The following is a 14,354-nucleotide window of genomic DNA, read 5'->3' as shown; positions in this document are numbered from 1 at the left end:
CGAGGCCGATCCGGCCGCGGGGGCCGCTGCGCCGACCACGGTGACGCCCGGGCGCCCCGGGCGGATCGACCTGGTGAAGTCCGACGGTGCCCATCCGCCCGCACCGCCGACGGTGATCGGCTCGCCATCCGGCGAGGAGTCCGCCCGCGCCACGCAACTGCGGCCGGTCGGCGAGCCGGGTCCCCAGAACTATTCGGGTCCGCAACAGTATTCGGGTCCACAGAACTATTCGGGCCCGCAACAGTATTCGGGCCCCCAGAACTACTCGGGTCCCCAGCAGTATCCGGGAGCGCCCGCCGCGTACGGTGCCGCGGCCTACCCGGCCCCGGGATACCAGCCGCCGCCCGAGCGCGACCGATCGGTGGCCTATGTCCTGATCGGTGTGATCGCGGTGGCGGTACTCGGACTGGTGGCCGTCGGCGCATATTGGTTGTTCAGCAACAGCTCCGGCGACGACACCGCGGCCACGTCGACCGCGACGGTGACGGCCGCGCCCCCGGTCACCGAGCAGACCACGGAGACGGTCACGCCGGTGTTCCCGGCCGACGCGGTGCCCTGTGACGCGACCTCGGCGATCGGGACCACGGTGACGAGTTGTCCGTTCGCGCAGGCGGTTCGCGACGCCTACCGAGGCTCCGGCACCTATGGTCAGGCCCGTACGGTCCAGGCGTTCAGCCCGGTCACCGGGTTGCCCTATCAGATGGCATGTACGCCTGAGGGTTCGGCAGTGACGTGCCGGGGTGGCAACAACGCCGTGGTCTACGTGCTGCCGTGAGAAGGGGAGAGGGACACGTGCGGAGGTTCTGGGCTGCCGGGGTGACGACGATCGTGGCGGCGATGGTGTTGTCCGGTTGTGCGAGCGGTGATTCCGAGTCCGGCCCGACGTCGACGGTGACGGTGTATGCGACACCGTCGAGTTCCTCGCCGTCGGCATCCTCGGCATCGTCGTCGAGTCCGTCGTCGGCGGCGAATCCGGCATTGGCGGCGAGCTTCCAGAAGGTCGCATCCGGGACCGGCCTGCGGGTCGGGGTCGCGGTGGCCCCGGTCGGCGAGGATTCGAAGGCCACCATGGTGTTCGGTGATCGCGACCCGGGGGTGGCCTGGTCGACGATCAAGGTGCCCCTGGCGGTGGCCGCGGAGCGCGAGAACGGTCGGTCGGACGCCGAGACCAATGCGATCATCAACTCCGACAATGCTTCCGCCGAGGAGCTGTGGGCGTCGCTCGGGACCGCCGAGGAGGCCTCGGCCGCGGTGACCGCGGTGTTGCGCGAGGGAGGCAATCCGGACGTCACCGTGCCGTCGCAGCAGTTGCGGGCCGGGTTCACCGTCTTCGGCCAGACCGTGTGGTCGTTGCCGGATGCTGCGACGTTCACCGGTCATCTGCCCTGTATGCCCGGAACCGAGCATGTGGTGTCGCTGATGGGGCAGGTCGCCGGAAACCAGCAGTGGGGCGTGGAGATCATGCGTCTGCCCAAGTCGACGGCGGTCAAGGGTGGATGGGGCCCGGGCGTCGACGGTGCCTACCTGGTTCGCCAGATCGGTCTGATCACCTACCGCAACGGTGCGCGAAGCGCGGTGGCGATGAGCGCGGTGGGCGGATCGATGTCCGGTGGGATCGCCGCACTCAACGCGATGGCCAACTGGCTGAACCAGAACATCACCGCACTGCCTCGCGGGGGTTGCCGATAACGGCATTCCGGGCACTCGATCACGACTCGTACACAACCGGGTCTCGGTTGCATGGCCGAACCGCTCTCGGTTCGCGGTCGCCGCGGACGCCCACCTAAGGTTCTCCTGGTACGAATGTGACCCAGGAGGCTTGTGTGACCAATGTGAAACGGCTGATCGTGGCGGTGGTGCTCGCGCTCGTGGTCGTGGGTGTCACACCGTCCGCGTTGGCCTCGGCCGGGCCGGCCCTCCCGCCCCTTCCCGAACCCCTGCGTACCTGGCTCACGCCGCCGGAGCCTCCGCAGAAGGCGCTCGCGAAGTCGTTCGAGCCGTTCCAGAAGTCGCTGGCGAAGACCTATCCGGGAACGGTCGGTATTGCGATCGTGCCGGTGGGTTCGGACTCGGCGATCACCCTCGGCAAGGTGTCGACCGGACGTGCATGGTCGACGTTGAAGGTGCCGGTGTCGCTGGCCGCCGAACGGCGTCTCGGGTCCGCGGTGGTCTCGCGTGAGGTCAAGGCGATCACCTTCTCCGACAACGATGCGGCCGAGGATCTGTGGGCGGCGCTGGGCACCACCCGGCAGTCGGTGGATGCGGTCGCCGCGGTCCTGCGCGAGGGCCATGACGTGCGCACCCATGTCAGTTCGGAGCTCGACACGCCGTCGTCGTTCCCCGGATACAGCATGTGGTCGCTGGCCGATCAGGCGCGGTTCGGTGCACATCTGCCGTGTATGCCCGGTTCGACGCGGGTGCTCGACCTGATGGGATCGGTGGGTCCCAGTCAGCGGTGGGGCGTCGCCGATCTCGCCCGGACCAGCCGGACGGTGACGGGTTCGGCGGTCAAGGGCGGCTGGGGGCCCGGGACTGGCCTGTCGTCGGCCTTCTTCGTCCGTCAGATCGGTGTGATCACCACCGGCCGCGGGCAGTTCGCGGTGTCGCTGGCCGCCGTCCCCAAGAGCAACAGCTTCTCCGACGGCGCCGCGATGCTGACCCGGGTGGGCGACTGGCTGGGCCGCAACATCACCAAGGTTCCGGTCGGCCGCTGCTCACTGTGAGCCGGTGTCCGGCATCGAATGGCGGCCGGTACGCGGCTGAGGTCGCAGCTGCGGCTCCGGTCGGATCTGTTCCACCTCGGCGCGGGTGCCTGACGGGCGTGCGAGGGCCGCGGCGATGGCGGTGGTCAGCGGGACCGACAGACAGATCGCGATGCCGCCGACGAAGGACCGTGCCAGCTCCACGGCGACGGTGTCACTGGTGAGCAGTGCGCCGAGCGGCTGCTGGGCCACCGAGAACAGCAACAGCAGCGGGAGTGCGCTGCCCGCGTAGGCGAAGACCAGGGTGTAGACGGTGCTGGCGATGTGGTCGCGACCGACGCGCATCGCCGCCCGGAACGTCGCCAGACGGGTCGGTTCCCCGGCGGCGGCGAGTTCGAACGCCGCCGACGCCTGCGTGATGGTGACGTCGTTGAGCACGCCCAGGGTGCCGATGATGAATCCGGCGAGCAGGAGACCGCCGACGGAGATGTTGCCCTGATACACCTGCAGGCTCGTGGTCTGGTCGCCGGAGAGCCCGGTCAGGTGCATCGTCTCGATCGCCAGCCAGCTCAGCAGCCCGGCGGCCAGCAGCGAACTGAGCGTGCCGAGCAGGGCCGAGCTGGTACGCAGGCTGATCCCGTGGGCGAGATACAGCACGACGAACAGGATGGCCGCCGAACTCACCACGGCGACGGCCACCGGGGACTTGCCGTCCAGGATGGCCGGCAGGGTGAACACGGCGAGGACGACGAAGGCGAAGACCAGACCGATGAGGGAGCGCAGACCGCGCCATGCGGCGACGAGGACGACCGCCGCGGCGAACAGGATCGCCCACACGAGAGTGGATGTGGACCGGCCGAAGTCGAAGAATGCATAGCGGGGTGCACCGTCGGGACCCGGGCTGGTGCTCAGCCGGATGCTGTCGCCGACATGCAGGGTGGGCTGGCCGGCCTGCGGGTTGTCGGGTGCGCCGAGGGTCTGCGCCGACGAGTCCGGGCCGCTACCCGACTGGGCCTGGTTGGTCGGGATCTCGAGCAACGTGTACTTGCCCTCGTGCTCACCGGAGGTGATCCGCACCGTGCTCTCGATGCACGGCCCCGACCCGGCGCCGGAGATCGGGATGTCGGCGGTGTCCTGCACGGTGCCGACCATCTGGTTCAGACATTCCGCGCGGGTCTGCGCGACGACCTCGCCGTCGACGGCGTGGATGGCCCCGCCGTCGGCACCGCGGAACTGGGCGGGGATCGGGTGATCGCCGCCCGACGGCCACAGCAGCACTGCGCCGACGATCACCGCGAGCCCGGCGATCGTCAGGGTCGCGATGACGATCCGCCGGGCCAGTGGGGGCAGATCCACGGCGATCTGCGACAGCGAATGCGAATGGCCGTGGGAATGCTCGGGGCCGTGTCCGGTGCCGGGGTTGCTCACCCCGCCACCCTATGCGGAGTGGCGGTCAGGAGGTGAGCACCGCGGTGCGAGCCCGATCGCGCACCGAATCGTCGATGGTCGATCCGGTGCCGCCGGGCCGGAAGGTCGCACCCCGATGGTTCTGCGGCAACAGATCGCCGCGGCCGAACAGCTTGTGGCGCAAAGTGCCCGGGGTGTAGGCGCGGTCGTAGACGCCGCGTCGTTCCAGCGCGGGCACCACATGGGTGATGACATCGGCGAACGATCCGGGCGTCACCGCATAGGCGAGGTTGAACCCGTCCACGTCGGTCTCGTCGACCCAACCCTGCAGCGCCTCGGCGACCTCGTCGCCCGAACCGATCAGCACCGGGCCCATACCGCCGATCCCGCCCCAGGACGCGATGTCGCGGACCCGCCATTCCTCACCGGACTCGGCGGCCTGCTGGAAGGCCGCGACCGCGGACTGGATCGCATTGCTCTCGACGTTGCCGATGGGCTCGTCGATGTCGTAGGTCGACAGGTCCAGACCCATCCACCCGGACATGAACACCAGCGAACCCTCCTCGCTGGCGTAGCGCTGGTACTCGGCGGCCTTGGCGCGGGCGGCCGCGGAGGTCTCGTCGGTGATGATCGTCAGCAGCGTGTATATGCGCGCATCGTAGGGATCGCGTCCGGCGGTGACGAGCTCCTCGCGGATCTTCGAGACCGTATCGCGCAGAATGGCTTTGGTGGGTGCGCCGACGAAGATCGCCTCGGCGTTGGCGGCGGCGAAGCGTCGTCCGCGCGGCGAGGCGCCGGCCTGGTAGATCACCGGCGAGCCCTGCGGTGACGGCTCCGACAGATGGATGCCGGGGACGGTGAAATGCTGTCCGTGATGCCCGATGTGGTGCACCTTCTCGGGATCGGCGAAGATCCCGGCCGCCCGGTCACGGCGCACCGCATCCCGCTCCCAGGAGCCCTCCCACAACTTGTAGAGCACCGTCAGGTATTCGTCGGCGTGGTCGTAGCGGCTGTCGTGTTCGAGCTGGTCGTCGCTGCCCATGTTGCGTGCCGCCGAGGGCAGGTAGCCGGTGACGACATTCCAGCCGATCCGCCCCTTGGTGAGGTGATCGAGAGTCGACAGGCGCCGGGCGAACGGATACGGATGCTCGAATCCGGTGCCGGTGGTGATGCCGAAGCCGAGATGCTCGGTGGCGTGGGCCATCGCCGACACCAGCAGCAGCGGATCGTTGACCGGGATCTGTGCACCCTGCCGGATGGCCGCCTCGTCGGTCCCGCCGTACACGTCATAGGTGCCGAGGACGTCGGCGATGAACAGCCCGTCGAATCCGCCGGCCTCCAGCAGCTTCGCCAGATCCACCCAGTAGTCGAGCGTGTTGTAGTCCCATGAGCGGTCCGCGGGATGACGCCACAGACCCGGCGACTGGTGGGCGACACAGTTCATGTCGAAGGCGTTGAAGCGGATCGGACGGCGGGCGGGTGCAGCGGGGGAGGACTGGGACACCCGGCCCATCCTCGGCGGTCGGCACGGGATCGACCAGACTTCTGCGCGGGGCGAGATAAAGGCGTAGGGAAGTAGGCATGCGAAGCATCGACGTGCTCGCCGACGGCCTGAGTCGGGTGCAGGAGAATGTCCACGCCGTCCTCGACGGCATCGACGAGGAACGCCTGGTCTGGCAGCCGGCGCCGGGCGCCAACACCATCGCATGGCTGGTGTGGCATGTGACGCGGGTACAGGATGCCCAGGTCGCCGACGTCGCCGGCACCGAACAGGTGTGGCGGACCGGTGGTTGGTATGAGCGATTCGCCCTGCCGTTCGCCGCCGACGCCACCGGCTACGGCCACCATCCCGACGACGTGATCCGCGTGGTCGGCCCGCCCGACCTGCTGCTCGGCTACCACGACGAGACGCATGCGGCCACCCTCGACTACCTCGCACGGCTCTCCGACGCCGATCTCGACCGGATCGTCGACACCCGCTGGGATCCGCCGGTCACGCTCGGGGTGCGGCTGGTCAGCATCGTCGACGACGACGCCCAGCACATCGGGCAGGCGGCATACCTGCGCGGACTGCAACTCTGAGGGGACCACAACTCCGAGGGGACTGCACCACTGGGCTCGTCCAGGCCCGTCGACGCCGCGGTACCGGTCAGATCCACCCGCGTTCGCGGGCGATCAGTGCGGCCTCGGCGCGGGTGGAGGCGCTGGTCTTGCCGATCGCCGACGACAGGTGATTGCGGACCGTGCCCGCCGACAGGTGCACCTGCGCGGCGATCGCGGCCACCGTCGCCCCCGACAGCGCCGCCCGCAAGACCTCCGATTCCCGTGGGGTGAGCGGGTTGTCGCCGCTGGTGAGGCTCTCGGTGGCCAGTGTCGGATCGATCACCCGCAGCCCGGCGTGTACGCGCCGCACCGCGTCGGCGAGCTCGCCGGCCGGGGTGTCCTTGACCACGAAACCCGATGCGCCGGCCGCGATCGCGCGCCGCAGGTAACCGGGCCGGCCGAAGGTGGTGACGATCAGCGACCGCACCCCGGGCAGCTCGCGGTGCAGTGCGGCGGCGGCCTCGATCCCGTCGACGCCGGGCATCTCGATGTCGAGCAGGCACACCTGGGTGCCGGATTCGCGTGCGGCCGAGACCACTTCGTCACCGCGTCCCACCTGTGCCACCACCTCGAGATCGGGTTCGAGGTCGAGCAGCGCGGCCAGGGCCCCGCGGACCAGGGCCTGGTCGTCGGCGAGCAGCAGCCGGATGGTGTCGGTCATCGGGCGTCGTCCGATCTGATCGGTGTGCGGGGTCTGATCTGTGCGACGAGGGTGGTGCCGTCGGCGCCCGAGTCGATGCGCAGGGTTCCGCCGGCGGCGTCGACCCGCTCGGTCAGTCCGCGCAGACCGTTGCCGAGGAAGGCCGGATCCATGCCGGTGCCGTTGTCGTGCACCGTGATCGAGTCGTCATCGAGAGTGACCGCACAGCGGGTGGCACCGGAGTGGCGCACCACATTGGTGACGGCTTCGCGCAGGACCCAGGCGAACAGGGTGCCGTGATCGGTGTGGCGATGCGGATCGGGCAGGCAGGCCTCGATCCCGGCTGCGCGCAGGGCACTCTCGGCACCGGCGATCACATCGGGCAGTTCCGGCGTGCGCAGACGGCCGACAGTGGACCGGACCTCGGCCAGGGCCTGCCGGGCGAGTTGGTTGACCTCGGTGATCTCGGTCTTCGCGCGGGCCGGGTCCAGGTCCACCAGCCGCCCGGCGAGTTCGGACTTGATGGTGATGACGGTCAGGGAATGCCCGAGGATGTCGTGGACGTCGCGGGCCACCCGTTCGCGCTCGGCCACCACGGCCAGCTGGGCGTCGAGGTCACGTCGACGTTGTTCGGCGAGTTCGCGTTCGGTCTCCCGGGCGGTTGCCACCCGCACCCCGAGCAGCGTCAGCCCGACGGTAGCGAGGATCACCACCACGCTCACATCGGCTCCCCACCCGGCGAGTTCGGGGATCGCGATGGATGCGATCAGCACCGCGGCCATGACGGTCAGCGCCCAGATCATCGGGAAGGTGAGTGCGGCCACGACCATCAGGAACGGCGCGGCGCCGAAGGCATCCTGCCCGATCAGCGGCATCAGACCGAGTACGAGCGCGACGAGGACCGCGAAAACCGCGATGCCCCACGGGTTGTCGCCGGGACGGCCGGACAGGACGTACACCGAGGCGAACAGGTACACCCCGGCGAAGGCGCCGAGCAGCACGTAGGTGGTGATCTTGGCGGCGGCCGGGGCATCAGAGGTGATGGTGGCGGCCAGCGGGTAGGCCAGGAACAGTGACCAGAGCGCGATGAACGCCCAGCGCGGGTTGCGCCAGGGCGTCCACCATGAAGCGGGTGTGCGGCTCATCGGAAGCGGTGTGGTCCTCACTGACGGTCGGTGCCTCGACTGTAGAAGTATGCCGCGCCGCCGGTGAAGACCGCGGCCCAGACGACCAGATTGGCGATGGCGACCCACAGCGGGATGGCGGTGCCGTAGATGGTGACCCCATGGTCGAGGGGATAGCGGGCGAGGGTGACCACGCCGAACATCGGGGTGAACTGCGAGACGGTGAGCAGTGCGCCCTTGAGCGGGACGAAGACATTGCCGGCGAAGGCGAGCAGCGCCAGGACGCCACCCATCACCTGCATCGCACCGTCCGAGCGGAGCAGGCTGCCGACGGCGAGGCCGAAGGCGGCGAACACCGACGACCCCAGCCAGCCGAGGCCCAGGCAGGCGATCCAGACCCCGATCGGCGCGTCGGCACCGGTGAGTGCGCCGACCACGGCGAGGACGGCCATCGGCATGGCGCCCATCGCCAGGGCGACACCGACCTTGGTCGTGACATATCCGACCGGTCGCAGCGGGATCATCATCAGGGTGCGCGTCCAGCCCGCCTGCTGTTCGATGGCCACCGACGCGGCGTTGGTCGATGCCGCCAGGATCGCGCCGTAGACGGCCATCCCGACCAGCACGTAGAAGGCGACGTTGCCGGAGCCGACACGTTCGGTGCCGTCCTGGGTGGCGCCGAACACCAGGTAGAGCAGGGCGGGCATCGCCACGGTGAAGACCAGGGCCCGGCGGTTGCGCAGGACCCGGGTGAGGTCGAGACGGAGATGGGTGGTGGCGAGGACGGTGGTACTCATCGGAGGGTGTCCTTTCGGTGGGACCCGGGCAGTCGAGGTTGCCGGGGAAGATCAGGCGGCGGGGGAGATCAGGTTGCCGGGGGAGATCAGGCGGCCGAGGTGAGCGCGACGAAGGCGTCCTCGAGGTTGCGGGTCGCGACCTCGATCTCGCGGGCGCAGGTGGCGGTGAGCAGCGTGCGGGCCAGGGCGTCGGAGTCGGCCGACGAGAGGTAGACGCGCCCGCCGCGTCGGTCGACGACCTCGAGGTCGGAGATCGTGCGCCCGAGGGTGCCGAGACCGTCCTCGTCGACGATCGCCGAGACCACCCGCCGGGAGGCCACGTTGCGGATCTGGGCGGTCGACCCGTCGGCGACGATCCGTCCGTGGGCGAGCATCACGATGCGGTCGGCGAAGTCGTCGGCCTCGTCGAGGTAGTGGGTGGCGAACACGACGGTGCGACCGTTGCGGGCGTCGGCGCGCATGGCGGCCCAGAACGCCCGCCGTGATTCGACGTCCATCCCGGCGGTGGGCTCGTCCAGGATGATCAGGTCGGGATCGGGGAGGGTGGCGAGCGCGAACTTGAGCCGCTGCTGCTCGCCGCCGGAGCACCGGGACACGCGCCGGTTCGCCAGATGTGCGATGTCGGCGCGGTCCATCACCGCATCGACCTCGGCGGTGCGGCCGTGCAGGGAGGCGATGATCCGGACGGTCTCGGCGACGGTGTAATCCGGTAGCAGACCGCCGCTCTGGAGCACCGAGGCGATCCGGCCGGCGCGGGCGGCCTGGCGGGGCGGCATGCCGAACACGGTCATCTCGCCGGAATCGGGTCGGCTCAGACCGAGCATCATGTCGATCGTGGTGGTCTTGCCCGCCCCGTTGGGGCCGAGGAAGGCGACGACCTCGCCGGGCGCGATCGTGAGATCCAGGTGGTCGACGGCGGTGACCCGGTTCCCGCCGGTGTCCCGGCTTCCGTCGGTGTCCCGGAACGTCTTGAGTACGTTGTGCGCTCGGATGGCAGGTGCGATGTTCATGGTTCTCATCCTGTCGGCGGGGTGGCCGGCGTACCCAGAGCAGATGTCATCGATCGGCCATGACGTATGTCATGCACGTCGCGGCACCTGTGAGACGATCGCCGGGTGCCTGCGGACGAAGAGACGAAGCAGCCCGACACCGGTTCCGCGTCGTCGTTGACGGTGGTACTGGCCTTCGCCATGAACATCCTTGTGGCGGTGGCCAAATCGGTGGCTGCGGTGATCACCGGTTCGGCATCGATGGTGGCCGAGGCGGTGCACTCGTGGGCCGACGCCGGCAACGAGGTGTTCCTGCTCGTCGCCGAACGCCGTGGTGCGCTCGGCCGTGACCGCGCGCATCCCTTCGGTCACGGCCGCGAGACCTACATCTGGTCGATGTTCGCGGCCTTCGGCCTGTTCGCGGTGGGTGCGGCGGTGTCGGTGATGCACGGCATCACCTCGCTGACCGCGCCCGAGGAGGAGGCCGACTATCTCGTCGGCTACATCGTGCTCGCGGTCTCGGCTGTGCTGGAGGGGATCTCGTTCATGCAGTCGGTGCGCCAGGCGAACGCCGGAAGCCGGCGACTGTCGATCCACCCGCTGCGGTTCATCAGCCGGACCTCGGACTCGACGCTGCGAGCGGTGTTCTTCGAGGATGCGGCGGCGCTCGTCGGGCTGGCGATCGCCGCGGTCGGCATGGCACTGCACCAGATCACCGGCAAACCGGTGTACGACGCCATCGGATCGATTCTCGTCGGACTGCTTCTCGGTGTGATCGCCATCTTCCTGATCCGGCGCAACAGCGAGTTCCTGCTCGGTCAGCGCGCGATGCCGGAGACCCGGTCGATCCTGTTGCGCCGCCTGCTCGACCACCCCGACATCGATCGCGTGACCTATCTGCATGCCGAGTATGTCGGCCCCACGCAGTTCTATGTGGTCGCGGCGGTCGACGTGCGTGGCGATCTCCGCGAATCCGACGTCGCCGTACTGCTGCGGCGAATCGAGGCGCAACTGGAGGATGCCGACGCGATCGTCGAGGCGGTGCTGACGCTGTCCACCGCCGACGAGCCCTCACTGGTGCCCTGAGTTCTGGGGGCATCGGGTGCCGCCGGATCAGGCGAATCCGCGTTCCATCTCCCAGAACAGGATCTCGGCGTCGGTGGTCGCGGTGAGGCGCAACTCGCCCTGATCGGTGGTGCGTGCGGCATCGCCCTCGGACAGCACAGAGCCACCGGCAACTCCGGCGCCACCGGAAAGCTCGACGCTGCCGCGCACCACATAGAGATGTCCGAATCGTGCCGCGGGCAAGGTCAGCGTTGTCCCGGCCACCGGCCGTGCGGCGTGCAGTGCGACATGGGAGTTGGCGATGTCGAGTGCGTCGGTGCCGCGATGGCGGGCGAGTCCGGACACCACCGGGAACAGCTCGCCGGTGGCCAGCCGATCGGTCACGTCGCGTTCGGCGTAACCCGGCTCGCCCCCGGCGTATTCGGTGGCCAGCCACATCTGCACCACTCGGAGGCGGTGCGCGTCGGCCCGTGACGACCCATTGCGCTCGGAGTGGGTGATCCCGGTGCCCGCCGTCATCCGCTGGACCACCCCGGGGGTGAGAACACCGGCGTTGCCACGTGAATCACGATGGGCCAGTGCACCCTCGACCACCCACGTGACGATCTCGACGTCCACGTGCTCATGGGTGTCGAAGCCCTCGGCCGGGTCGACGACGTCGTCGTTGCTCACCATCAGCAGACCGTGTGCGTTGCCGCGCAGGTCGAAATTGCCGGTGGCCGGGAACGATTGGCGTGAGGTGAGCCAGGCGTCGTCCCAGCGGTGTCGCTCGTCGGACCGGATCACCCGGATGCCGGCGGCACCGTGTGCGCCGGCCGTGGGCGTCGATGGGGTGGTCATCGTCTCTCCCCGAAGGTGTCGGGACCGTCCTCGTCGAGATGGTCCAGATGGGTGGTGAGGGTGCGCATCACGCGGGTCAGGGCCGCGGCGTCATCGGTGTCCACCGCGGCCGAGAACAGGCGGTCGACCACCGCGCCGTGGTCGCGGGCGGCCACGGCGAAGGTGGCGCGGCCGTCGGCGGTGAGCACCGCATAACTGCCCCGGCGGTCCTCGGCGGCACTCTCGCGGCGCAACCAGCCCTTCTTGACCATGACGTCGATCTGGTAGGAGAGCCGCGAGGTGGAGAACACCATCCGCCGGGACAGGTCCCGCATACGTGCCCGGCCGTCGGGGCATTCGTGCAGGATCAGCAGGATGTGATAGTCCGACAACGACATCCGGCAGTGCTTGCGCAGATCCTCGTCGAGCCGGGTGTGGATCCGGGTGCTGGTCTCGATGAACAGCCGCCATGCCGTGCCCACCGGGTCTGTGCCCACCGGGTCTGCGCCCACCGGGTCCGTGCCGGTCACCGGGTGCGGGTGTGCGGCATGATCGCATCGGCCGGGACGGTGCCCAGCCGTCCGGCCTGGAAGTCCTCGATGGCCTCCACGAGCTGCTGTCGGGTGTTCATCACGAACGGACCGTACTGCGCGACCGGTTCCCGGATCGGGCGGCCACCCAGCAGCAGTACCTCCAGGTCGGGGTGATTGCCGTCGGCGCCGGTGCGGGCACCCACGGTCAGTCGTTCCCCGGCGCCGAGCACCGCGAGCTCGCCGGATTCGATCGGACGGGCGTCGGCGCCGACGGTGCCGCGCCCGGACAGGACGTAGACCAGCGCGTTGAAGTCCTCGCGCCACGGCACCGACACCGATGCACCCGGCTCGATCGTCGCATGGGCGACGGTGATCGGGGTGTGGGTGGCGCCGGGGCCGGCGTGGCCGTCGAGCTCACCGGCGATGATCCGGATCAGTGCGCCGCCGTCGGGCGAGCCGACGAGCGCGACCTGCCCGCCCTCCAGGTTCTGGTACCGCGGTGTGAGGAACTTGTCGGCGGCGGGCAGGTTCACCCACAGCTGGATTCCGTGGAACAGCCCGCCCGACTCGACCAGTTCGGCCGGCGGCGTCTCGATGTGCAGGATGCCCGCGCCCGCGGTCATCCACTGGGTGGCACCGTTCTCGATCATGCCGCCGCCACCGGCGGAATCCTGGTGCTGGAAGCGGCCGTCGATGATGTAGGTGACCGTCTCGAACCCGCGGTGCGGGTGCCAGTCGGTACCGCGCGGCTCGCCCGGCTCGTAGTCGACCTCACCCATCTGGTCCATGTGGATGAACGGGTCGAGGGCGGCCGAGGAGACCCCGGCGAAGGCGCGGACCACGGGGAATCCCTCGCCCTCGTAGCCGCGTGGGCCTCGGGTGACCGAGCGGACGGTGCGTTCGGTGGCCTCCAGGGGCGCCGGTGTCAGCCGGGGCAGGGTGGTGGCGTCGGCGGTGACGGCGGGCATGGGGGCCTCCTCGGTCTGGGCGGTCTCGGTCGGACCGTCCTCGGTCGATGTATATCACTCAAATTTGAGCTACATGGACTCCAACCGGGGACCGCCGGAGGTTATTCCGCCACCTGATACGACTCCGGTCGGTCGCCGTCGCGCACCAGTGAGCCGGCTCGGACCAGGTGTTCGAGGTGGGCCCGGACCTCGAGGATCGCGGTCGTCGCGTGGACCGTCCCGAGCTCGGTCAGGTGTCGTTCGTGGCGGGTCCAGGTCATCGCCGCGGCGATCGAGGCGGCGTCGCGGTGGCCGTCGGCCACCAGCTGCCGGATCTCGCCGAGGCGACGGTCGTGGTGGTCGAGCAGTTCTCGGGCACGGACGTCGGCCGGATACGAGGCGTCGCCGTGCGCGGGCAGCATGCGCAGCCCGGTGCGGTCGGCGAACTGTGTGAGCGAGCCGAGATAGGAGGTCAGGGGCGAGTCCTCGGGGGTGTGTTCGAAGCCGAGGGACGGTGTGATCCGGGGCAGCAGGTGGTCGCCGGTGAACAGCAGTCCGGACTCCGGCAGCTCGAAGACGGTGTGCCCGCGGGTGTGCCCCGGGGTCCGGTGCAGCGTCTGTGCGCCCAGGTCGAAGGTCTCCGCATCGGTGATCCAGTGGGTCGGCGGGCCGAACGGCTGGTCCCGCTCGAAGTCCTCGAGATCCAGCGCGTCGACGGCGTCGGCGAGGTCGGGTGCACCGGCGCGTCGCAGCAGGCGGGCCTGATGCGGGTACGGGCCGCCGGTGAGGTCGAAGCCGTCGATGGTGTGCCGTTCCCCGACACCGAGGTACGCGAGCTGGTCGATGTATCTCCTCACCGGATATGAGCAGGCCACCTTGCCGCCGGACGTCGACACGCTACCTGTGCGCTGCCTCGGCGTCGTCCAGCAGTGCCAGCACCGACTTGGCGAGACCGGCCTCGAAGTAGGCCTCACGCGACGCGGTTGCTGACATGCGACCACGGTAGCGAACCATGTTCGATGCCCGGGATCACGCCGAGGGGTTTCGGCGAGCGTGTCAACGCCCTCAGAAGGGCGGGTCGGGCGAGTCCGTCTGGGTGGCGGGAGTCTGGTTGCGGGCACGGTTGCGTTGCCGCTCGAGTCGTCGACGGCGATGTTTGCGGGCCAGTGTGGATTCCCGGTCCAGGATTCGTTCCCCATCCGGTTTCAGATACGCACCCGGCGGGCCT

Annotated in this window: 14 protein-coding genes and 1 pseudogene; 5 read left to right on the top strand and 10 right to left on the bottom strand. The window is 69.4% G+C overall.

Going from position 1 to position 14,354, the window contains the following annotated elements:
- The 3 genes and pseudogenes from GD1_RS25105 to GD1_RS22360 all read left to right on the top strand — a co-directional run.
- A pseudogene (locus tag GD1_RS25105) lies at positions 1–775 on the top strand (serine/threonine-protein kinase); the annotation flags it as partial.
- A 62-nt stretch (positions 776–837) separates the two neighbouring features.
- Positions 838–1,689: a serine hydrolase gene (locus tag GD1_RS22365; protein ID WP_059039672.1), complete on the top strand. Its 852-nt coding sequence runs from the start codon at positions 838–840 to the stop codon at positions 1,687–1,689.
- A gap of 134 nt (positions 1,690–1,823) precedes the next feature.
- On the top strand, positions 1,824–2,723 hold the full coding sequence (locus GD1_RS22360; RefSeq protein ID WP_373855353.1) for a serine hydrolase: 900 nt from the start codon (positions 1,824–1,826) through the stop codon (positions 2,721–2,723).
- On the opposite strand, the gene GD1_RS22355 is transcribed toward GD1_RS22360, so the two are convergent.
- Together GD1_RS22355 and GD1_RS22350 are read right to left on the bottom strand one after the other, a co-directional pair.
- Positions 2,715–4,130 (bottom strand): YibE/F family protein, encoded by a 1,416-nt coding sequence (locus GD1_RS22355; RefSeq protein ID WP_059039669.1) that lies wholly within the window; start codon positions 4,128–4,130, stop codon positions 2,715–2,717. The genes GD1_RS22360 and GD1_RS22355 overlap by 9 nt on opposite strands.
- Positions 4,131–4,155: 25 nt before the next feature.
- On the bottom strand, positions 4,156–5,622 hold the full coding sequence (locus tag GD1_RS22350; protein WP_059039667.1) for an LLM class flavin-dependent oxidoreductase: 1,467 nt from the start codon (positions 5,620–5,622) through the stop codon (positions 4,156–4,158).
- Positions 5,623–5,690: 68 nt separating this feature from the next.
- Between GD1_RS22350 and GD1_RS22345 the strand changes: the two genes are divergently transcribed.
- Positions 5,691–6,191, top strand: a complete 501-nt coding sequence (locus tag GD1_RS22345; protein ID WP_020791151.1) for a mycothiol transferase — start codon at positions 5,691–5,693, stop codon at positions 6,189–6,191.
- Positions 6,192–6,258: 67 nt separating this feature from the next.
- Here the strand turns inward: GD1_RS22345 and GD1_RS22340 are convergent, their stop codons facing one another.
- The 4 genes from GD1_RS22340 to GD1_RS22325 all read right to left on the bottom strand — a co-directional run bounded on the left by GD1_RS22340 (position 6,259) and on the right by GD1_RS22325 (position 9,783).
- Positions 6,259–6,873 (bottom strand): response regulator transcription factor, encoded by a 615-nt coding sequence (locus tag GD1_RS22340; RefSeq protein WP_053778415.1) that lies wholly within the window; start codon positions 6,871–6,873, stop codon positions 6,259–6,261.
- Positions 6,870–7,997 (bottom strand): ATP-binding protein, encoded by a 1,128-nt coding sequence (locus GD1_RS22335; RefSeq protein WP_059039665.1) that lies wholly within the window; start codon positions 7,995–7,997, stop codon positions 6,870–6,872. Before GD1_RS22335 ends, GD1_RS22340 begins: the two co-directional genes overlap by 4 nt.
- Before the next feature lie 17 nt (positions 7,998–8,014).
- Positions 8,015–8,773: an ABC transporter permease gene (locus tag GD1_RS22330; RefSeq protein WP_059039663.1), complete on the bottom strand. Its 759-nt coding sequence runs from the start codon at positions 8,771–8,773 to the stop codon at positions 8,015–8,017.
- Between the two features lie 86 nt (positions 8,774–8,859).
- Positions 8,860–9,783 (bottom strand): ABC transporter ATP-binding protein, encoded by a 924-nt coding sequence (locus GD1_RS22325; protein ID WP_053778412.1) that lies wholly within the window; start codon positions 9,781–9,783, stop codon positions 8,860–8,862.
- 105 nt (positions 9,784–9,888) lie between these two features.
- Here GD1_RS22325 and GD1_RS22320 point away from each other — a divergent pair, with 105 nt between their 5' ends.
- Positions 9,889–10,848, top strand: a complete 960-nt coding sequence (locus GD1_RS22320; protein ID WP_059039662.1) for a cation diffusion facilitator family transporter — start codon at positions 9,889–9,891, stop codon at positions 10,846–10,848.
- Positions 10,849–10,875: 27 nt separating this feature from the next.
- On the opposite strand, the gene GD1_RS22315 is transcribed toward GD1_RS22320, so the two are convergent.
- The 4 genes from GD1_RS22315 to GD1_RS22300 form a co-directional block, all read right to left on the bottom strand.
- A complete protein-coding gene (locus GD1_RS22315; RefSeq protein WP_059039660.1) occupies positions 10,876–11,667 on the bottom strand; it encodes a pirin family protein in 792 nt (263 codons plus the stop codon).
- Entirely contained in the window at positions 11,664–12,176 is a 513-nt protein-coding gene (locus GD1_RS22310) for a MarR family winged helix-turn-helix transcriptional regulator (protein WP_059039657.1), read from the bottom strand. The genes GD1_RS22315 and GD1_RS22310 overlap by 4 nt, the downstream gene beginning before the upstream one ends.
- On the bottom strand, positions 12,173–13,147 hold the full coding sequence (locus GD1_RS22305; protein WP_059039655.1) for a pirin family protein: 975 nt from the start codon (positions 13,145–13,147) through the stop codon (positions 12,173–12,175). The genes GD1_RS22310 and GD1_RS22305 overlap by 4 nt, the downstream gene beginning before the upstream one ends.
- Positions 13,148–13,248: 101 nt before the next feature.
- Positions 13,249–14,022, bottom strand: a complete 774-nt coding sequence (locus tag GD1_RS22300) for an MBL fold metallo-hydrolase (RefSeq protein ID WP_059039653.1) — start codon at positions 14,020–14,022, stop codon at positions 13,249–13,251.
- Positions 14,023–14,354 lie beyond the last annotated feature (332 nt).

Source organism: Gordonia desulfuricans NBRC 100010, from assembly GCF_001485495.1.
Taxonomy (GTDB): domain Bacteria; phylum Actinomycetota; class Actinomycetes; order Mycobacteriales; family Mycobacteriaceae; genus Gordonia; species Gordonia desulfuricans.
This window is presented reverse-complemented; position numbering and strand designations above follow the sequence as displayed.

Bases quoted from the DNA above. Each gene is read 5' to 3' on its own strand.
- GD1_RS22330 (WP_059039663.1), bottom strand. From the start codon at position 8,773: ATGAGTACCACCGTCCTCGCCACCACCCATCTCCGTCTCGACCTCACC.
- GD1_RS22365 (WP_059039672.1), top strand. From the start codon at position 838: ATGGTGTTGTCCGGTTGTGCGAGCGGTGATTCCGAGTCCGGCCCGACG.
- GD1_RS22350 (WP_059039667.1), bottom strand. From the start codon at position 5,622: ATGGGCCGGGTGTCCCAGTCCTCCCCCGCTGCACCCGCCCGCCGTCCG.
- GD1_RS22305 (WP_059039655.1), bottom strand. From the start codon at position 13,147: ATGCCCGCCGTCACCGCCGACGCCACCACCCTGCCCCGGCTGACACCG.
- GD1_RS22335 (WP_059039665.1), bottom strand. From the start codon at position 7,997: ATGAGCCGCACACCCGCTTCATGGTGGACGCCCTGGCGCAACCCGCGC.
- GD1_RS22315 (WP_059039660.1), bottom strand. From the start codon at position 11,667: ATGACCACCCCATCGACGCCCACGGCCGGCGCACACGGTGCCGCCGGC.
- GD1_RS22325 (WP_053778412.1), bottom strand. From the start codon at position 9,783: ATGAACATCGCACCTGCCATCCGAGCGCACAACGTACTCAAGACGTTC.
- GD1_RS22340 (WP_053778415.1), bottom strand. From the start codon at position 6,873: ATGACCGACACCATCCGGCTGCTGCTCGCCGACGACCAGGCCCTGGTC.
- GD1_RS22345 (WP_020791151.1), top strand. From the start codon at position 5,691: ATGCGAAGCATCGACGTGCTCGCCGACGGCCTGAGTCGGGTGCAGGAG.